Raw genomic sequence first — 21,831 nt, 5'->3', positions numbered from 1 at the left:
ATATGCAATCCCGACGTTTCGCCGCCCTGCCCGACCTGGTGCGGGCGCAGGCACGGCGCACGCCCGACGCGATCGCCGTGCAGCACGAGGGCACGCTGCTCGACTACGCCACCCTGGACCTGCGGGTCTCCCGCATGACCGCCCGGTTGCGCGCCGCCGGGGTCGGGCGCGGCGACTTCGTCGGGGTCCTGCTGGAACGGGACGCCGGCCTGCTCGTGGCGCTGCTGGCGGTGCACCGGGCGGGGGCGGCGTACGTGCCGCTCGACCCGTCGCACCCGCCGGCCCGGGTCAGCCGGATCGCCGCCGACGCGGGATTGCGGCTGCTGGTGACCACCCGCGCGCACGAGAGCCTGGGGCTGCCGTCCCTCTACACCGACGACCCCAACCCTCTCGTAGGGGATCACGAGGCGGCGGCGATCGCGCTCGACCCGCAGGACATCGCCTACCTGCTCTACACCTCCGGCTCCACCGGCGAGCCCAAGGGCGTCCTGGTCACGCACGGCGCCGTCGCCAACCTCATGGCCTCGATGCTGGCGTGGCCCGGACTGACCGCCTCCGACGTGCTGCCCGCCGTCACCACCGCGGGCTTCGACATCTCCGTGGCCGAGCTGTTCCTGCCGCTCGTCGCGGGCGCACGGGTGGTGATCGGCAGCGCCGAGCAGGCCCGCGACCCGCGGCTGCTCGGCGAGCTGCTGGACGCCGCCGGGGCCACCCACCTGCAGGCCACGCCGACGAGCTGGCGGATGCTGCTGGACTCCGGCTGGCGGCCGCCGCCCGGGTTCACCGCCTGGTCCGGCGGCGAGAAGCTGGAGGCCGACCTGGCCGACCGACTGCGGGAGTCGTGCGCGGTCGTCTGGAACCTGTACGGCCCCACGGAGACCACCGTCTGGTCGGCGGGCGGCCGCCTACCCGGCGGACCCGCGGACCCGGCGCACGACTTCTCCGCCAGGGTCGCGCACGACTCCGGCGGCGGGTCCGTGCACGACTTCGCCGCCTTCGCCGCGACGAGCCTGTACGTGCTGGACGACGACCTGGAGCCGGCCGACGAGGGCGAGCTGTACATCGGCGGCGCCGGGCTGGCCCGCGGCTACCTCGGGCGGCCCGCGCTGACCGCGGACCGGTTCGTGCCCGACCCGTACGTGTCCGGTGCGCGGATGTACCGGTCGGGCGACGTGGCGCGGCGCACCGCCGACGGGCGGCTGGAGATCCTCGGCCGGACCGACCACCAGGTGAAGATCCGCGGGCACCGGGTCGAGCCGGGCGAGATCGAGGCCGCCCTGCGGACCCACCCCGGGGTCCGGGCGTGCGTCGTGCACCCGTTCGGGACGCCGGCCCGGCTGGCCGCGTACGTGGTGGGCCGGGCCGGGCAGGCTCCGCCGGCCGACGAGCTGCGGGCGCACCTGGCGACGACGCTGCCCGTGTACCTGATCCCGGCCGCGTTCGTCGCGCTGCCCGAGCTGCCCGTGTCGGCCAGTGGGAAGGTGGATCGGGCCGCCCTGCCCGCGCCCAGCGCCGACCGGGGCGCGCCGCCGTACGCGCCGCCGGTCACCGCGACCGAGAAGCTGGTCGCCGCCACCTGGCAGGACGTCCTCGGGGTCGAGCGGGTGGGGCGGGACGACGGGTTCCTGGCGCGTGGCGGGGACTCGCTGGCCGCCGCCAAGGCGATCTTCCGCGCCTCCCGGCACGCGGGGGTTCGGGTGCCGCTGCGCGTCCTGTTCGAGGCGGGCACGGTGCGCGCGTTCGCCGCCTGGCTCGACGAGGCGGTGGCCGCCGCCGCGCTCGCTCCTGTCGCCGCCGCGGTCCCGGAGTCCGGCGGCGGGGTCGCTGAGCGGCGCGTCGCGGGGCAGTGGGCGCCCGTGCCGGCCGGGGAGCGGGCGCCGCTGTCGTCCGCGCAGCTGCGGCTGTGGCTGCTGGACCAGATGGGCGACGGCGGCGACGCCTATCACGTGCCGCTGTTGCTCCGCCTGACCGGCCGCCTCGACCACGACGCCCTGCTGGCCGCTGTGCGCCGGCTCGCCGAACGCCACGAGTCGCTGCGCTCCCGCTACGCCTGGGACGGCGGCGAGCCAGTTCAGGAGGTCATGCCGGCCGAGGCCGTCACCGTGACGGTCGCCCGCCTGCCCGCCGGCCGCGACGCCGAGACCGAGACCCGCGCGTGGCTACAGCGGCTGTTGAGCGCCGGCTTCGACCTCGAACACGCCGCCCCCTGCCGCGCCGGCCTGCTCCAACTCGCCCCGGACGAGCACCTGCTCGCCCTGGTCGCCCATCACATCGCCATCGACGGGTGGTCGCTGGACGTGCTCCAGCGGGACCTGGCCGACCTCTACAGGACCCTGTCGGCCGGCGCCGAACCCGCCCCCGCCGCCGCGGCGGCTCCCTCCCCGGCGGTGCCGGCCTTCGCGTCCCGTCCCGGCCCTGCCGCCCGCTACGCCGACCATGTGGCCCGGCAGCGCGACCGGACCGGCGACGACGCCGACCTGGCGTACTGGCGCGACCGGCTGGCCGGGCTGGCGCCGCTCGACCTGCCCGCCGATCGGCCCCGCCCGCCCGTGTGGTCCGCGGCGGGCGCCGCGCTGCGGTTCGAGGTGCCCGCCCCGCTGCGCGCCGCCGTCACCGAGCTGGCCGCCCAGCACGGCGCCACCCCGTTCATGGCGCTGCTGGCCGCCTTCCAGGTGCTCCTCGGCCGGTACGCCGGCACCGGCGACGTCGCCGTGGGCACGGTGCTCGCCGGGCGGTCCGGCCCGGAGTTCGACGAGGTCGTCGGCCTGTTCGTGAACACCGTGGTGATGCGGGCCGACCTGTCCGGCCGCCCGGCGTTCGCCGAACTGCTCGCCGGCACCCGACGTGACCTGCTGCGCGCGCACGAGCACCAGGACCTGCCGTTCGAGCGCCTCGTCCAGGAGCTCGAACCCCGCCGCGACCCGTCCCGCAACCCACTGTTCCAGGTGATGTTCGCCTTCCAGAGCCCCGACGGCGACGACCCCGACTGGGGCGGCGGCCTGCGGGTAAGCCGCGAGCCGCGGCCCGCGGGCGGCTCCACCACGTTCGACCTGACGGTCTCGATCAGCGACGGCCCGGACGGCGGCTGGTCCGGCTACCTGGAGTACAGCACCGCGCTGTTCGACGAGGCGACCGCCGCCCGGCTGGCCGCCCACTACCGCACCCTGCTCGCCTCCGCCGTCGCCGACCCGTCGGCGTCCGTGGCCGAGCTGCCGGTGTTCGACGGCGCCGCCGCCGTCGAGGGGCCGGCCGGCGTGCCCGCGCCCGGCACCCTGACGGACCTGGTGGACGCTCGCCCGCCCGGCGACCTCGCCGTCATCTGCGGCACCGAGCGGATGACGTACGGCGAGCTGGCCGCGGCGAGCGACCGGCTGGCCCGCCACCTCGTCGCGGCCGGCGCGGCGCCCGGCGACCTGGTCGCGGTGCGGCTGCCGCGCGGCGTGCCGCTGCTGGTGTCGATGCTGGCCGTGGCCAAGGCCGGCGGCCACTACCTGGCCGTGGACGCGGACCACCCGCGCGAGCGGGTCGCCGCGATGCTCGCCGACGCCCGCCCCCGCCTGCTCGTCACCGCCGGGCCGATGAACGGCCTGCGACTGGACAGTGTGCGGCCGGACGGTGTGCGGCCGGACGGTGTGCGGCCGGACGGCGTGCGGCCGGACCGAGCGCGGGTGGACGGCGTGCGGGTGGTGCGGTTGGACGACGAGGCCGGGGCCATCGCCGCCCGGCCCGCCGGCCGTCCGGCCGTGCCCGTGACGGCCGCCGACCCGCTCGCCCTCGTCTACACCTCCGGCTCCACCGGTACGCCCAAGGGCGTCGTCCTCACCCACGCCAACGTGCTCAGCGCCGTCACCGGTCGCCGCGCCTACGCCGAGCCGCCGTGCCGGCTGATGCTGCCGGTGTCGCCGACGTTCGACGTGTTCCTGTCCTTCGCGGCCTGGACGCTCTGCTCCGGCGGCGAGGTGCTGCTGCCGCCGCCCGGCCCCCGCGCCGACCTGGACGAGCTGGCCCGCCTGGCCCGCGAGCACCGCCCCACCCACCTGGTCTGCGGCCCGCACCTGGTCAGAGCGCTGCTCGAACACGACTCCGCCGCCCTCGCCGCGATCTCCACGGTCGTCACCGGCGGCGAGTCCTGCCCGGTCGCGCTGCTCGACGAGCTGGCCCGCCGCGCCCCCGGCCTGACGCTGATCAACGAGTACGGCCCCACCGAGGCGTCCTGGGGCAGCTACTTCGACACCGCCGCCGGTCCGGTGCCGACGGGCCGGGCCGCGCTGCCCATCGGCGCGCCCCCAGCCGGCTACCGCATCCACCTGTGGGACGACGGCGGCTCCCCGGTGCCTCTCGGCGCGGCCGGCGAGATCGTTATCGGGGGCCCCGGCGTCGCCCAGGGCTACCACGGGCGGCCCGCGCTGACCGCCGCGAGGTTCGTACCCGACCCGTCCGGGCCGCCCGGCGCCCGCGCCTACCGCACCGGCGACCACGCCCGTCTCGACTCCGGCGGGCAGTTGCAGTTCCTCGGCCGTGTCGACGGCCAGGTGAAGATCCGTGGCCACCGCGTCGAGCTGGGCGAGATCGAGGCCGTGCTGTCCGGTCACCCGGACGTCGCCCAGGCCGCCGCCCGCCTCGACGCGGCCGGTCGGCTGGCCGGGTACCTGGTGCCGGTCCCCGGCCGGGCCGCGCCCGACGCCGCCCGGCTGCGTACCTATCTCGCCGAACGGCTGCCCGAGCACATGATCCCGGCCGGGTACGTGTCGATGCCCGAGCTGCCCGTCACCCCGCACGGCAAGGTGGACCGCGCCGCGCTGCCCGAGTCCGGCGACGGCGCCCTCGTGCCCGCCCGGACCGGCACGCCGCCGCGCACGCCGATCGAGGAGCTGGTCGCGGAGGTGTTCGCGGTGGTGCTCGGGTTGCCCGGGTGCTGCGCCGAGGACTCCTTCTTCGACCTGGACGGCAACTCGCTCACCGCCGCCCAGGCTGTCGCCAAGGTCCGTGCCCGGTTGCCCGTCACCGTGGGGGTGCGGGACCTGTTCGCGGCGCCGACCGTGGCCGGGTTCGCCGAACTTCTCGGGGCCCGGATGTTCGAGGCGCTGACCGCGCGGGGGACCTCGGATGCGGAATCGCCCGCCGCCGGTCCCGCGTCCGAGGTCCCCGCCGTCCGGCGTCAGGACGCCCCCTTGTCGTACGCGCAGGAACGGCTGTGGCTGCTCGACCGGATATTTCCGGGCGGCGCTGACTACGTCGCCCCGATCGCGTGGCGGCTGCGCGGCCGGCTCGATCCCGCCGCGCTACGCCATGCCCTCGACGGGCTGGTCGCCCGGCACGACGTGCTCCGCACCCGGTACGAGCTGCGCGACGGCGAGCCGCGCCAGGTCGTCGACCCGGTGACGGCGCTGCCCCTGGCCCGCCACGACCTGTCCCGCCCAGGCCCGGCCTCCGGCAACATCGCCCCCCACGACCTGTCCCGCCCAGGCCCGGCCGCCCTCCACGACCTGTCCCGCCAGAGCCCGGCCTCCAGCGACACCGTCTCCCATGACTCGGGCGGGGGTCGGCGGCTGGACGCGTTGCTCGCCGAAGAGGCCGCGCGTGGGTTCGATCTGGCCGGGGAGTGGCCGTTGCGGGCCACGCTGGTGCGGCTCGGCCCCGACGACCACGTGCTGCTTCTCACCGTCCACCACATCGCCTGCGACGCCTGGTCGCTCACCCTGCTCGCCGACGAGCTGGACACCCGCTACCGGGCCGCCGCCGCCGGGAGCGCGCCGGACCTGCCGCCGCTGCCCGCCCAGTACGCCGACCACGCCGTCGGCCAGCGCGGGCAGCCCGACGACGCCGAGGCGCTGCGGTACTGGCGCGACCGGCTGGCCGGGCTGCGCGACCTCGCCATGCCCGCCGACCGGCCGCGCCCGCCGGTGCGCGACCGGCGCGGCCGCACCCTCGGCTTCCGTCTCCCCGGCGACCTGGCCGGCCGGGTCAGGGCGCTGGCCCGCGAGCGTGGCGCCACCCCGTACATGGTGCTGCTGGCCGCGTTCCACCTGCTGCTGGGCCGCTACTGCGGGCAGGACGACACCGTCGTCGGCACGCCCGTCGCCCGGCGTGACACGCCGCACGAGGAGACCATGATCGGGTTCTTCGTCGACACGGTGGTGCTGCGTGGCGATCTGGCCGGGGCCAGGGTGTTCGGCGAGCTGCTCGACCGGGTCCGCGACGACGTGCTCGGCGCGTTCGCCTACCAGGCACTGCCGTTCGAGCGGCTGGCGCAGGAGCTCGCCCCCGAGCGCGACGCGTCGCGCAACCCGCTCTTCCAGGTGATGTTCTCCTACCAGAACGTCCGCGCCACCACTCCGCGGCTTGGCGCCCTGGAGGTCTCCGAGGTGCCCATCGCGCCGCGGACCGCGAAGTTCGACCTGACCCTGGAGGTCGCCGAGGGCCGCGACGGGACCCTGAACGCGAGCCTGGAGTACGCGACCGGGCTGTTCGACCGGGCGACCATGGAGGCGTTCGCCGAGCGGTACGTGTCCGTGCTCGGTCAGGTCCTCGACGCCCCCGGCCGGCCGCTGGACACCGTCGACCTCCTCACCCAGGCCGAACGTCACGACCTGATCACCGGCTGGAACGCCACCGCCGCCGACCGTCCCGGCCTGCCGCTGCACGGCCTGTTCGAGCGGCAGGCGGCGGCCACACCCGGCGCGACCGCCTTGACCGACGGAACGCGCACGGTCACCTACGCCGAGCTGGACACCGCGGCCGGCGCCCTGGCCGGGCGGTTGCGGGCCGCCGGGATCGGGGCGGAAAGCCTCGTCGCGGTCGCGCTGCCGCGCGGGACGGCGCTGGTGGTGACGCTGCTGGGCGTGCTGAAGGCGGGGGCGGCGTACGTGCCGCTGGACCCCGGGCACCCGGCGGAACGGCTGACCGCGGTGCTGCGCGAGTCGCGGGCGGCGGCGATCGTCACGGACGGCGACCTCGCCGCGCGGCTCACCACCCGGCCACCGCTGGTCATCCCACCGCCGACCCTCCACGCTCACCTCGCGCCCGATGCCCCGCCCGCTCTTGACCCCGCACCCGCTCGTGGCGCTTCGCCCGCACCGGCGGGCGCGTCTGGTGTGCCGCGGGTCGATCTCGATGCGCCCGCGTACGCGATTTTCACGTCCGGGTCCACCGGCACGCCCAAGGGGGTGGTCATCACCCATCGCGGCATCGTCAACCGCGTCCTGTGGACCGTCCGCCGGCACGGTCTGACCGCGGCCGACCGGGTCCTGCAGAAGACCACGATCGCGTTCGACGCGGCCGGTTGGGAGATCTTCGCCCCGCTGGCCGTCGGCGGCACCGTCGTGCTCGCCTCCCCGGGCGCCGAACGCGACCCCGCGCTGATGGTCGCCGACGCCGCGACCCACGGCGTGACGGTGCTCCAGGCCGTCCCCTCGATGCTCGGCCTGCTGGCCGAGGAGCCCGGGTTGTCCGGCTGCGCGGCTCTGCGCCTGGTGTTCTCCGCCGGCGAGCCGCTGACCGCCGATCTGTGCGCGCGGCTCGCCGCCCGGGTGCCGGCCGAGCTGTACAACACGTACGGGCCGACCGAGTGCTCCATCGACGTGACCGCCTGGCCGTACCGGCCGGGCGTCACCACAGGCGGCCACCTGCCCGGCAAAGGGACCGTGCCCATCGGCGGCCCGATCGACAATACGGCGATCCGCGTCCTCGACGCGGAGTCCCGCCTGGTGCCGACCGGCGTGCCAGGCGAACTGTGCGTCGCCGGGGACGGCCTGGCCCGCGGCTACCTGCACAACCCCGCCCAGACGGCCGCCCGGTTCGTGCCCGACCCGTACGGCCCGCCGGGCGGCCGCGTCTACCGCACCGGCGACCTGGCCCGCTGGCGGGCCGACGGCGCGATCGACTTCCTCGGCCGCCTCGACCACCAGGTCAAGGTACGCGGCGTGCGCGTCGAGCCGGGCGAGGTCGAGGCCGTCCTGGCCGCCCACCCCGACGTGACCGCCGCGGCTGTCGCCGCCGGGGCCGACCCGCACGGCGACACCCGCCTCATCGCGTACGTGCTGCCGGCCAGCCGTGCCGACCTGTCCGTGGACAAGCTCCGGCTGCACCTGTCGGAACGGCTGCCCGAGCCGATGGTGCCCGACGCGGTCGTCGTCCTGGACCGCTTCCCGTACACGCCGAGCGGCAAGCTGGACCGGGCGGCGTTGCCCGCGCCGGACGCCGCGCTGTTCGTCCCGCGCGGCGGAGAGTACGTGGCGCCGCGCGACCCGGCCGAAGAGGTGATCGCCTCGGTGTTCGCCGATGTGCTCGGGCTGGAGCGGGTCGGTGTGCACGACAGCTTCTTCGCCGCCGGGGGCAACTCGATGCTCGCCATGCGGGCGGTGTCGCGGCTGCGGGAGACGTTCCCGGTGCCGGTGACGTTGGGGGCGCTGCTGGACGCGCGGACGGTGGCCGAGCTGGCCAGGCGGCTGTCGGCCGCCCAGCCCGAGCCGCCCGGCCCGCCCGGCCCGGTCCCTGCACAACCGCCCGCCGGCGCCGCCGGCATCGCTCCCGCCGGCGCCGCTTCCACCGGTCCCGTGGAGACCGCCTCGGACGCGACCGCCGGATCCGCTCCCGGCGTCGCCGGGGTCGCCGGGGCGCACGTGCCCCTGTCCGCCGCGCAGCGCCGCATGTGGCTGATGTACGCGATGGACCCCGCCGACACCGAGTACCTGGCCCCGATCGCGCTCCGCCTGCGCGGCACGCTCGACGAGGCCGCCCTGCTGGCCGCCGTCGAGTCCGTACGCGACCGGCACGCCGTCCTGCGCACCCGGTACGAGGCCGCGGACGGCGAGCCCCGCCAGGTCGTCGACCCGCCCGCCCCGCTCAAGCCGTATCGCGTGGACCTGTCCGGCCGCCCGGACCCCGAGCGGCAGGCCGCGGAGCTGGTCGAGCGGTGGGCCGCCCGCCCCTTCGACCTGGCCGCGGAGGCCCCGCTGCGGGTGGCGCTGGCCAGGATCGGCACCGACGACCACGTGCTGCTGCTGCTCACCCACCACATCGCCTGCGATGGCCGCTCCCTCGACGTCATCGCACGTGAGCTCGGCGACGCCTACAACGCGCTGCGCGCCGGCGAGCGGCCGGCCCCCGAGCCGCTGCCCGTCCAGTACACCGACTACGCCATCTGGGAGAACGGCCCCGAGGCCGGCCAGGCCCGCCGCCGACGGCTGGCCCGCTGGCGGGCGGAGCTGGCCGACGTGCCCGCGCTCGACCTGCCGCTGGACCGGCCCCGGCCGCCGGTGCGCGACTCGCGCGGCGCCGTGCACGCCTTCCGGATCCCGGCCGGCGTCGCCCGCTCCGTCCTCGGCCTGGGCCGCGAACGGGCCGCGACCCCGTTCATGACCTGGCTGGCGGCCTTCCAAGCGCTACTCGGCCGCTACACCGGCCGCACGTCGTTCCTGGTCGGCGCGCCCGTCGCCGGGCGGGACCTGCGCGCCGTCGAGAACCTCGTGGGCTGCTTCGTCAACACCATGCTCACCCGCGCCGACCTGTCCGGCGAGCCGGACTTCGGCACCCTCGTGGACCGGGCGCGCGAAGGTGTGCTGGCCGCCCTCGACCACCGCGACGTACCGCTGGAGGACCTCGTGGACGCGCTCGGCGTCGAACGCGACCTGTCCCGGGTGCCGCTGCTCGACGCGATGCTGGCCGTCGAGGACACGGCGCTGACGCCGTACCGGCTGGACGGGCTGGCCGTCGGGCCGTTCCCGGTGGCGCGGCGGGCGGCGATGTGCGACCTGACGCTGACCCTCGGCGAGGGGCGCGACGGGGAGTGGACGGCGGAGTTCGAGTACGCGGCCACGCTGTTCGAGCCCGGCACCGTGGCCCGGCTGGCCGAACACTTCCTGCTGCTGCTCGGCGCGTGCGCCGCCGACCCCACCGCCCGGCCGTCGGACGTGCGGCTGGTGGATGTGGACTTGCCGGACGAGCCGTTCGCCACCCCGCTGGTGGCCGCCGCGGTCGCCGACTGGGCCCGCCGCACGCCCGGCGCGGTCGCCCTCACCGAGGCGGGTGGCGACGGCGGGACCTACACCTACGCCGAGCTGGACCGGCTGTCGGGGCACCTGGCCGCGCGGCTGGTGGCGGCGGGGGTGCGGCCGGGGGAGTGCGTGGCGTCGTGCCTGCCGCGCGGGTCGCTGGTGGCGGTGTCGCTGCTCGGCATCCTGCGGGCCGGAGGCGTGTACGTGCCGGTGGACGCCGACTCGCCGCCGGAACGGCTCGCCGCGCTGCTGGCCGACATCACCCCGGCCGCCGTCGTGACGGACGGGTCCGCGCACCCGAGCGGCTCGTCCGTGACGGACCTGAGGGTGACCGGCCCGTCCGAGTCCAGCTCGTCCGCGCCCGTCGTGGCCGTGCCGGTCGTCGCGGAGGGCACTCCGCCCGACGTGCCCCTGCCCGAGCCGGACCCCGGCGACCTGGCGTACATGATCTTCACCTCCGGCTCCACCGGCCGCCCCAAGGGCGTGCAGGTCGAGCACGGCTCGTACGCCCAGCACTGCGTCGTCCAGGCCCGCGCCTACGGCCTCGAACCCGGCGACGCCTTCGCCCTCATGGCGTCCGTGACGTTCGACGCCTCTCTGGACCAGATCGCCGCGACCCTGATGGCCGGTGCGACCGTCGTGGTCGCCGACCCCCGCGCCACTCTGCCAGGCGACCTGGCCGACCAGCTCACCCGCAGCCGCGTCACCGTCCTCGACGTCACCCCCGCCTACTACCGCGAACTGGTCGCCGCGCTGCGCCCCGGCGACGGCCGGCTGGCCGGGCTGCGGCTGATGAGCGTGGGCGGCGACGCCGTCACCTACGCCGACGCGGCGATGTGGGCCGCGACCGGCCTGCCCGCCGGCTTCCACACCGGCTACGGGCCCACCGAGGCCACCATCGCCACCACCGCCCACACTGTCACCGACCTCGACGAGCCCCCCGACGCGCTCGTCCCGCTCGGCCGGCCACTTCCAGGCACCGGCGCGTACGTCCTGGACACGAACCTGTCGGCCGTCCCGCACGGCGTCGTCGGCGAGCTGTACATCGGTGGCAGCCGGGTCGCCCGCGGCTACCACCGCGCGCCCGCCCTGACCGCCGCCCGCTTCCTGCCCGACCCGTACGCGCCGCTGCCCGGCGCCCGCATGTACGCCTCCGGCGACCTGGTGCGCCGCCGCGCCGACGGGACCATCGAGTTCGTCGGCCGCGCCGACCGGCAGATCAAGATCCGCGGCTTCCGGATCGAGCCCGGCGAGATCGAGGCCGTCCTGGCCACCTGCCCAGGGCTTCGTACCGGCGTCGTGGAGGCCAGACGCTCCCCGCTCGGCGACCTGCGGCTCGTCGGCTACGTCGTCGCCGAACCCGGCCTCACCCCCGCCGACCTGGCCGCCCACCTGCGCGAACGGCTGCCCGACTACATGGTGCCCGCCGCCTGGGTGGAGCTGCCCGCCCTGCCGTACACCCCGAACGGCAAGACCGACAGAAAGGCCCTGCCCGACCCCGACTGGAGCCGCCCCCAGCCCGCGAGCCGCTACACCTCGCCGCGGACCGAGATGGAGGAGTACGTCGCCGACCTATGGGCCACGGTCCTCGGCCTGGAACGGGTCGGCCGCGACGACGACTTCTTCGTCCTGGGCGGCAACTCGCTGCTCGCCTCGCGGGTGCTGCTGCGCCTGCGCGAGGCGTTCGACCTGCCCCTGTCCCTGCGTCAGATCTTCGAGGCGCGCACCGTGGCCGCGCTCGGCGAGCTCTTGGAGAACGCCATCACGGAGGAGATCTCCCACTGGACGCGGGAGCAGACGATGTCCCTGCTCGCCGAAGGAGACCAAGCATGACAACCACGATGCCGCCGGACGCCGGGCTCTTGGTGCGCCGCTACCTCGACCGGAGCCGGCGCTCCAGGCCCGCGCCCATCGTCGCCCGCACCGACCGTGACAGCCCGCCGCCACTGTCGGCCGGCCAGCGCCGCCTCTGGCTGCTCGACCGGATCCGCCCCGGCGGCACCGAGTACCTGGTCCCGGTGGCGCTGCGGCTGCGCGGCCCGCTGGACGCCGCCCGGCTGCGCGCCGCGCTCGACGGCCTGGCCGGCCGCCACGAGATCCTGCGCACCCGGTACGCGGAATCCGGCGGTGAGCCGTACCAGCTCGTCGATCCGCCCGGCCCGGTGCCGCTGACCAGCGTGAACCTGTCGGCGGAGCGGGAACTGCGGGTGCGCGGCATCCTCGCCGCGGGCACCCGCCGCCCGCGCCCCGCCCTGGACGCGCTGCTCGCGCAGGAGGGCGAACGGCCCTTCGACCTGGCCGCCGAGTGGCCGCTGCGCGCCGCGCTGTTCGCACTGCCGGGCGGCGAGCACGTGCTGCTGCTGACCGGCCACCACATCGCCGTGGACGGCGTCACCATGGACGTGCTGGTCGACGAGCTGTGCGCGGAGTACGCCGGCGGCGTCCCGGCCGCGCCCGCCCTGCAGTACGCCGACTACACCGACTGGCAGCGGGCGTTCCTGGCCGGTCCGGCCGCCGCCCGCCAGCTCGGCTACTGGACGCGGCGGCTGGCCGGCGTCGCCCCGCTGGAGCTGCCCGCCGACCGCACCCGCCCCGCCGAGTGGGACGCCGCGGGCGACGTCGTCACCTTCGATGTGCCCGCCGCCGAGGCCGCTGCCGCGCTGGCCGAGGGGGCGCGCCGCTCGGCGACGCCGTTCATGACGCTGCTCGCCGCCTTCTGGGCGGTCCTCGGCAGGTACGCGGGCACGGACGACGTCGCCGTCGGCACCCCCGTCGCCGGCCGGAGCAGGATGGAGTTCGAACGGCTGCCCGGCTACTTCGCCAACACGCTCGTGCTGCGCGGCGACCTGTCCGGCGAGCCGTCGTTCGGCGACCTGGTCGGCCAGGCGCTGACCGCCGTCACCGAAGCGTACGACCACCAGGATGTGCCCTTCGAGCGGATCGTCGAGGAGCTGCGCCCCGGCCGCGACCTGGCCGTCAACCCGCTGTTCCAGGCCCTGCTCACCTACCGCGAGGACACGGCGGCCGCTCGCGCCGCCGGGTCGCTGGCCGTCGTCGAGGAGCCGGTCGGCTGGTCGCCCGCCCGCGTGGACATCGCGCTCGACATCACCCTGCGGCCCGACGGGTCGCTGCGCGGCGCGCTCGTCTATCCGACGGCGCTGTTCACCCGGGCCACCGCCGAAGGGATGGCCGGGCACCTGGTCACGTTCCTGCGCCGGGCCGGCCGTGCCCCCGGCGTGCCCGTTCGCGAGATCGCCCTCACCTCCACGGCCGAACGCGAACGCCTGCTGACCGGCTGGAACGCCACCACCGTGAACCGGCCCGCGCACTGCCTGCCCGACAGGTTCGCCGCCCGCGCCGCTCGCGACCCCGGCGCCGTCGCCCTCGTCACCCCCGCCGGGACCATGACGTACGGGGAGCTCGACGCCGCCGCCGGGACCATGACGTATGGCGAGCTCGACGCCGCCGCCAACCGGCTCGCCCAGCTGCTGCGCTCGCGCGGCGCCGGACCCGAGAGCCGGGTCGCGGTCTGCCTCGACCGCTCGGCCGATCTGGTGATCGCGCTCCTCGCCACCGTCAAGGCGGGGGCCGCGTACGTGCCGATCGACCCCGAGTACCCGCGCGACCGGATCGCCTACCTCGTCACCGACTCGGCCGCCCACGTGGTGCTGACCAGCGCCGCGCACGCCCACCTGTGCCCGCCGGACGCCGTCGTCCTCGACGGGCTCGACCTGGCGGCGTTCCCCGCGACACCGCCGCCGGTGCCGCGCGACCCCGACGGCGCCGCATACGTCATCTACACCTCCGGCTCGACTGGGCGGCCCAAGGGCGTCGTCGTCTCCCACCGGGCCATCGCCAACCGGCTGGACTGGATGCAGGACGCCTACCGGCTGACCCCGGCCGACGCGGTGCTGCAGAAGACGCCGTTCGGGTTCGACGTGTCGGTGTGGGAGTTCTTCTGGCCGCTGGCCGAAGGTGCCCGGCTGGTCGTCGCCGCGCCCGGCGGGCACCGCGACGGGGCGTACCTGCGCGACCTGATCGTCGGCGAACAGGTGACGGTCTGCCACTTCGTGCCGTCCATGCTGCGGTCGTTCCTGGACGTGCCCGGCGTCGGGGCGTGCACCTCGCTGCGGGACGTCATGTGCAGCGGCGAGGCGCTGCCCGCCGACCTGGCCGGCCGCTTCCACGACCTGCTCGGCGCCCGCCTGCACAACCTGTACGGGCCCACCGAGGCGGCCGTGGACGTCACCGCCTGGGCGTGCCGGCCCGGGTGGGCCGAGGCGCGGGTGCCCATCGGCGGGCCCATCGACAACATCGCCGTGCACGTCCTGGACGAGGCGATGCGGCCCGCGCCGGTCGGCGTGCCGGGGGAGCTGCACATCGGCGGGGTCGGGCTGGCGCGGGGGTACCTGGGGCGGCCGGGACTGACGGCCGAGCGGTTCGTGCCGAACCCGTACGGGGCGGGGCGCCTTTACCGGACCGGTGACGTCGTGCGGCGGCGGGCCGACGGGACGCTCGACTACCTGGGGCGGCGGGACCATCAGGTGAAGATCCGGGGGCACCGGATCGAGCCGGGGGAGGTCGAGTCGGTGCTGCTGGAGCATCCGGGGGTGGGGGCGGCGGCCGTGATCGTTCGCGACGACCGGCTCCTGGCGTACGTGGTCGGCACCGCCTGCGCGGACGGTTCTCGTACGGACGGTTCTCGTGCGGCGGGGGCTGGTGGCGGAGGGCTGGACGGTCGGGAGGTGCGGGGGTGGCTGGCCGGGAGGTTGCCCGCCTACCTTGTGCCGGCGTTCGTGGTGACGCTGGACGCGCTGCCCGTCTCCGCGCACGGCAAGCTCGACCGCGACGCCCTTCCGGCGCCCCGGGCCGCCGAGGCGGAGGACGCGTTCGTGGCGCCCCGTGACCCGGCCGAGCGGGCCGCCGCCGGCGCCTGGGCCGCCGCGCTGGACCTGCCCGTTGTCGGTGTCCACGGGAACTTCTTCGAGCTGGGCGGCGACTCCATCCGGGCGCTGCGGGCCATCGCACTGCTGCGCGAGGCCGGCTGGGAGGCAGGCGTGCAGGACATGTTCCGGCACCAGACCCCCGCCGCCCTGGCCACTGTCATGACCCCCGGAACGTCCGCCGGACACGTCCCCTCGGCGCCCTTCGCCCACGTCCGTCCCGCTGACCGGGCGCTGCTGCCCTCGTCGGCGGCCGACGCGTACCCGCTCACCCAGGTGCAGGCCGGCATGCTGGTCGAGCTGGCCGCCGACGGCGAGCTGAGCCCGTACCACAACGTCACCTCCTACCTGGTACGCGACGACGGGCCGTTCTCGCTCGGGGCCCTGTCCACGGCCGCCGAGACGCTGGCCGCCCGGCACGACGTGCTGCGCACCTCCTTCGACCTGGTGGCGTACTCCGAGCCGATGCAGCTCGTGCACCCCGCCGCCCGTGCGCACATCACCGTCGAGGACCTCACCGCGCTGCCCCCCGCCGAACAGCGGGCCGCCGCGGACGCCGCGCTCGACCGGGAGCGGCGGCAGCCGTTCGACCTGGGGCGCGCGCCCCTGTGGCGGCTGTACGCGCAGCGGCTCGACGAGCGGCGATGGCGACTCGGCTGGGTGGAATGCCACCCGATCCTCGACGGCTGGAGCCACAACTCGCTGCTGACCGAACTGCTGGAGGTGTACCGGGCGGTCCGCGACGGCCGGCCGGTGCCCGAGCCGGCGTCGTGCGCGGTCCGGTTCGCCGACGCCGTCGGGCTGGAACGGGCCGCGCTCGCCTCGGCCGAGCAACGCGACTTCTGGGAGAGCCGGGTGCGCGGCTTCGAGCGGCTCCGGCTTCCCGAGGCGTGGACCGCGGCTTCCGCCGATGATCCGTTCCCCTACGACCTGCGGGTGCCGGTCGGGGAGCTGATGCTGGGGCTGCGTGCGCTGGCGAAGGCCGCCGGGGCGCCGCTCAAGAGCGTGTTCCTGGCCGCGCATGTGCGTGTCATGAGCATGGTGACCACACAGCGGGCGTTCCGCACCGGGCTCGGAGTGAACGGGCGGCCCGAGGTGGCCGGTGGGGATCGGGCGCGCGGCATGTTCCTGAACGTCGTCCCGTTCGCGACCGGCATCGGCCCGGCCACCTGGCGCGGGCTGGTGCGGGACGTGTTCGCGGAGGAGACGGCGCTGTGGCCGCACCGCCGCTTCCCCGCGCCGGAGATGCAGCGGCGGTGGAGCCCGGACGAGCCGCTGATCGACGTGCTGTTCAACTATCTCGACTTCCACGTGCTGGACCGGGAAGCGCTCGACCTGGCCGAGACCGACGACCGCAGCGCCACCGACTTCGCGCTGGTGGTGTCCACGGAACCCGGTGCGGTGGTGCTGTCCGCCTCGCCGCGCGCCGTCCGGCCGGCGTGGGGGGAGCGGCTGGCCGCGCTGTACGCGTCGGTGCTCGCGGCGATGGCGGCCGACCCGGACGGGGACGTGCAGGCCGACCTGCTCCCGCCGGCCGAACACCGCCTCGCCCTGGCCGGCGGGAACGCGCGGGCCGGCCTGCTCCCGCTGGCCGAACAGCGCCTCGCCCTGGCCGGTGGGGACGCCGCGCCGTTCCTGCCAGGGCTGTCGATCCACGAGCTCTTCGCCGCCCAGGCGGCCCGGACGCCGGACGCGATCGCGGTCGAGTTCGCTCCGGTCTCCTGCGGAGGCGGGCTGGAGCGGCTGACGTACGCGGAGCTCGACTGCGGAGACGGGCCGGAGCGGTTGACCTACACCGAGCTCGACGCCGCCGCGAACCGTCTGGCGCACCGGCTCGCCGGTCGCGGCGTGCAGCCCGGAGACGTCGTCGGGATCTGCCTGGACCGCTCGCCCCGCCTCATCGTGGCCGTCCTGGCCACGCTCAAGGCGGGCGGCGCGTACCTCGCCCTGGACGCCACTGACCCGCCCGCCCGGCTCGCCGAACTGCTGGCCGACGCGGCGCCCCGTCTCGTGATCACCTCCGCGGGCCTCGCGAGCGCCATCGGGCACCCGGACACGATCCTCCTCGGCGAGGCCATCGGCGGCAGCGACCCGGCTGGGCCGCCGCACGCGCCGGTCACGCCTGACGACCTGGCGTACCTGATCTACACCTCGGGCTCGACCGGCCGGCCCAAGGCCGTGGCAGTCCCGCACCGGGGCGTGATCCGGCTGGTCACCGGCCAGACCTACGCCGAGTTCGGCCCCGGGGAGACGCAGCTGCTGCACTCGCCGATCACGTTCGACGCCGCCACGTACGAGATCTGGGGCGCGCTGCTGCACGGCGGCCGGCTGGTCGTCGCGCCGCCCGGCCTGCTGGACGCCCGCGAGCTGCGCGAGGTGATCAGCCGGCATGGAGTGACCTGCACGTTTGTCACGCACGGACTGTTCAAGCTGATGGTGGACGGCGACCTGACCGGCCTGCGCGGCCTGCGCACCCTCATCACCGGCGGCGAGGCCGTCTCCGCCGAACACCTCGAACGCGCCCGCCGCGCCCTTCCAACCACCCGCCTGGTGAACGCGTACGGACCTACCGAAACCACCACGTTCGCCACCTGCCGTCCCCTCGATCCCGGCCGGCCGGTCACCGGGCCCGTCCCCATCGGCTCGGCCATCGCCCACACCACCGCGTACGTCCTTGACCACCTCAGCCGGCCGGTCCCTCTGGGCGTGCCGGGCGAGTTGCACATCGGTGGCCCCGGCGTGGCCCACGGCTACCTCGGCCGGCCGGCGCTCACCGCCGACCGGTTCGTCCCCGACCCCTACGGCCCCGAACCCGGCGCGCGGCTCTACCGCACCGGCGACCTGGCCCGGCTGCGGCCGGACGGCGGGTTCGACTTCCTGGGGCGGATGGACGACCAGCTCAAGATCCGTGGCCATCGCATCGAGCCGGGCGAGGTCGAGGCGGCCCTGAACCGGTATCCGGGCGTCCGCATGGCCGCCGTGGCCGCCCGCGAGATCACTCCGGGCGACCGGCGACTGGTCGGGTACGTCATGCCGGGCACCATCGACGTGTCACAGCTGCGCGCCCACCTCGGCGGGCTGCTGCCGGCGCACCTCGTGCCCGACCACCTGGTGGCGCTCGACGCGTTCCCGATGACGGCGAGTGGCAAGGTGGACCGCGCCGCCCTGCCCGCCCCCGGAGGGAGCCGTCCCGACCCGCGCACCGCGTCCGCGCCGCCCCGGGACGGGCTGGAACGTGCGGTGGCCGAGGCGTTCGCGGCCGTTCTGGGGGTGGTCGCCACCGACGACGGCGGCCACCTGTTCGGCGGACAGCGCGGCGGCGTGGACGCGATCGGCAGGGAGGACGACTTCCTGCAGCTCGGCGGGCACTCGCTGGCGGCCATGCGGGCGGCGGCGCGGCTTGAGGCGGGCGCGGGTGTCCGAGTGACGGCCCGCGACATCATGCTCCACCGCACGGTCGCCGCCCTCGCGACGGCTCTCGCCTCCCTTCCCAGAACGACGGCCGCCTCGCCTGGTACGGACACCATTCCGCAGGACTTGGCCGGGGCGACCGCCGGTGCGGACGCAGCGCCCTCGACCGACGGCGCGGGCGTGATGCCCTCGGTCGGTGGCGTGGGCGCGGTGCCCTTGACCGGCGGTATGGACGTGGCGCTCCTGACCGGTGGCGCGGACGCGGCGCCCTCGACCGGTGGCGCGGGCGCGGTGCTCTCGACCGGCGGTATGGACGTGGCGCTCTCGGTCGGTGGTGCGGGCGTGGTGCGGGAAGCACCGGGCCGGGCGGCAGTGTGGTTTCGGGCGTCGGGGGAGCGGGCGCCGCTGTTCGCCGTGCATCCGGGCGGCGGCAGCGTGCACTGGTACCGCGAGCTGTCCCGGCGGCTGCCAGGGGACCGCCCGTTTGTGGCGCTCCAGCATCCCGCGCTCGTGAACGAGGACGCCGCCGCCACCCCCGTCCGGCGGCTCGCGGAGGCATACCTGACCGAGGTGCGGGCCGCGCAGCCTGCGGGGCCGTACCGGCTGTTCGGGTGGTGCGGCGGGACCGGGGCCGTGTGGGAGATGGCGGCCCGGCTGCGCGACCTGGGCGAGGAGGTCGAGCTGCTGCTGCTCGACCCGTGCCTGCCCGCCGTCGACGAGCCGCTGCACCTGCGGCTGCTCAGACGCGGCGAAGCACTCCTCGCCGCTCTGGCCGACGGTAGCGACGGTGGCGCCGACAGCGACGGCAGCGCCGTCGGCGGCGATGGCGCTGGCGGCGACGGCAAGATGCGGGCCGAGCTGGCTGAGGTGCTGACGGCCGTCGTGGACGACAACGACGGGCGGCCGATCACCGAGAAGGATCTGCACGAGGACTGGGCGCCCCGGCTGCGGCTCTGGCGTGGCATGGCCGAGGCCGCCCAGCTCGACCGGCCCCGCCCCGCCGCCGTGCCCGTCGAGATCATGCTCACCGATGATCTGATGGGTGACGGGCACGACGCCAAGGGCGGCCTCACGCACGAGGCGTACCTGCGCGAATGGCGCCGGCTACGCGGCGGGGACGTGCCGGTCGGCCGGTTCCGGCACGGCCACTTGGACGTGATGGCCCCGCCGCACGTGGACGAACTGGCCGCCCACATCGCGCGCTGGCTTGACCGAGCAGATCAGACAGAGCAGGCACACCGAGCCGACCAGACGAGGCAGGCGCGCCTGGCCGATCAGACTGAGCAGGCGCAGAGAGCGGATCAGACGAGGCAGGCGCGCCTGGCCGATCAGACTGAGCAGGCGCACTGGGCCGGTCGGGCGGGTCAGACGGAGCAGGCGCACCGGGCCGACCGGGCGGGGGAGGCCCGATGAGCGCGCCGTCCCCCGCGGCCGTCTCCTCCGGGAGGGCGGCTCTCGGGACGCGGGGCGGGAGCGTGCGGGAGGAGCTGCGGCGGCTCGGGGCCGATACGCCGCCCACCCCGCTCGTCTGCGTCCGTGCCGAGGTGAAGGGCCGCCGGGTGACCGTACGGCTGAAGCTCGAAGGGGCCGGTACCTGGGGCTCCATCAAGGACCGTACCGCTCTCAGCCTGCTGCGTTCGGTCGCCGACCGGCTCGATGTGCCAGGCGCCGCCCTGGTCGAGTCCACATCCGGCAACCTCGGCGTCGCCCTGGCGTCCGCGGCCCGCGCGCTCGGGATCTCGTTCACCGCCGTGGTGGACCCCAGCCTGTCGCCCGTGCTGGCCGAACGGATGACTGGCCTGGGCGCCGTGCTGTCCGAGGTCAGCCGGCGCGACGCCCAGGGCGGCTACCTGTCGGCCCGCCTGGACCGGGTCGCCGGGCTGCTGGCCGCCGACCCCGCCCTGATCTGGACCGACCAGTACCACAACCCGGCCAACCCGCTGGCCCACTACCAGGGCACCGGCCCGGAGCTGCACAAGCAGGCACCCGGGTCGATGGACGCGGTGTTCGTGGCCGTGTCCACCGGCGGTACCCTCGCCGGGCTCGGCCGGTACCTGCGCGGGCGGCGGCCGAAAGCGCGGGTGATCGCGGTGGACGTGCCGGGGTCCCGGGTGTTCGCCGATCCGGCGGGCACCCGGCTGTTGACCGGTATCGGGGCGTCGCGGCCGTCGGCGTTCCTGCGGCCGGGGGACTGGGACGACGTCGTCATCGTGGACGACGCCGATGCCGTCTCCCACTGCCACGCCCTGGCCGAGACGACCGGGATCAGGCTCGGCGGCTCCAGCGGGGCCGTACTCGCCGCCTGCACCCGGTATCTGGCCGAACATCAGGAGATCACCTCCCCGGTCTGCGTCTGCCCCGACTCCGGCGGCAACTACACACAGACGCTGTACGCGCCCGCGTGGCTGGCGGACCGCGGCGTCGAGGTGACCCGCGACCTGCCCGCCGCGTTCTTCCTCCGGGAGCGCGCATGAGCGCCGCACCGGTGGAAGAAACCCCGGGGGACCTGCCCTTCTCGGCGCGGGCTGCCCTGTCCGTGCCCGCAGGAGCGCAGGTCGTGTCCGCAGGCACGCGGATCGTGTCCGCAGGAGCGCAGGTCGTGCCCGTGGGCACGCGGGTCGTGCGCGCCGGTGCGCCCGTCGTGAGTGTGTGGTGGGCGCGCGTCGAGGACACCAGGGACAGCCTCGCCGCGCTGCTCGACCCCGCCGAACGGGCCAGGTACGAGGAGTACCGCCGCCCCGCCGACCGTGCCAGGTTTCTCACCGCCGCCGCATTGCTGCGCCTGGTCGTCGGCCGGATGCTCGGCGTGGCCCCCGAACTGGTGCCTCTGGACCGGTCGTGTGACCGGTGCGGGCGACCGCACGGCCGGCCACGTCTGCCCGCCGGGACCGGCGCCCCGTCGTCGGCACCCCCCTCGGCCTCGACCCCCGTCCTGTCGGTTTCTCACGCCGGGGACTGTCTGGTCGTGGCCGTCGGCATCGGGGTCGATGCGGTCGGCGTGGACGTTGAGGCGATCGACCACACCCTCGACATCGGTGAACTCGTCGGCGTCGCCCTCACCGAGCTGGAGACCCGGGCTTTGGACGCGCTCGACCCGCCCAGCCGGCCGTCGGCGTTCCTGCGGCTCTGGACCAGGAAGGAGGCGGTGCTGAAAGCCCTGGGAGTAGGCCTCGACCACGCCCCCGACCAGGTGGACGTTCTCGGCACGGAAGAGCCGGTGCGCGTCCCGACCGAACAGGGGGAGGCGACGCTGCTGTCCCTCAACCCGCCCAGCGGATACCTCGCCAGCCTGGCGGTGATCCCCGGCCCGGTGCCGGTCGTCGAGCGCGACGGCACAGGCCTGCTCGCCGGCAGAACCCAGAAGGAGGACATCTTGTGATCAGCACAGTGGTCATCGTCGGGGGCAGGACCGGCCTGCGACAAAGGCTTCCATGGGGCGCTTCGCGCTAGAGGGGCTTAGGCGCGCCGGAGCCGCGACCTCT

The 21,831-nt window shown here is 75.7% G+C and carries 4 protein-coding genes; all 4 read left to right on the top strand.

The window, feature by feature from the left end:
* Nucleotides 1–2 precede the first annotated feature (2 nt).
* From ACGFNP_RS22485 to ACGFNP_RS22470, 4 genes are read left to right on the top strand one after another with little or no spacing between them, the layout of a single operon-like run.
* The gene (locus ACGFNP_RS22485; protein ID WP_393321513.1) at nt 3–11,828 is read left to right on the top strand and encodes an amino acid adenylation domain-containing protein; all 11,826 of its coding nucleotides are present in this window, start codon (nt 3–5) and stop codon (nt 11,826–11,828) included.
* Entirely contained in the window at nt 11,825–19,762 is a 7,938-nt protein-coding gene (locus tag ACGFNP_RS22480; protein ID WP_393321510.1) for an amino acid adenylation domain-containing protein, read from the top strand. The genes ACGFNP_RS22485 and ACGFNP_RS22480 overlap by 4 nt, the downstream gene beginning before the upstream one ends.
* On the top strand, nt 19,759–20,823 hold the full coding sequence (locus ACGFNP_RS22475) for a pyridoxal-phosphate dependent enzyme (RefSeq protein WP_393321507.1): 1,065 nt from the start codon (nt 19,759–19,761) through the stop codon (nt 20,821–20,823). The genes ACGFNP_RS22480 and ACGFNP_RS22475 overlap by 4 nt, the downstream gene beginning before the upstream one ends.
* Nucleotides 20,820–21,728, top strand: a complete 909-nt coding sequence (locus ACGFNP_RS22470; protein ID WP_393321504.1) for a 4'-phosphopantetheinyl transferase family protein — start codon at nt 20,820–20,822, stop codon at nt 21,726–21,728. The genes ACGFNP_RS22475 and ACGFNP_RS22470 overlap by 4 nt, the downstream gene beginning before the upstream one ends.
* Nucleotides 21,729–21,831: the final 103 nt, after the last annotated feature.

Source organism: Nonomuraea sp. NPDC049269, assembly GCF_043197155.1.
Lineage (GTDB): Bacteria > Actinomycetota > Actinomycetes > Streptosporangiales > Streptosporangiaceae > Nonomuraea.
This window is presented reverse-complemented; position numbering and strand designations above follow the sequence as displayed.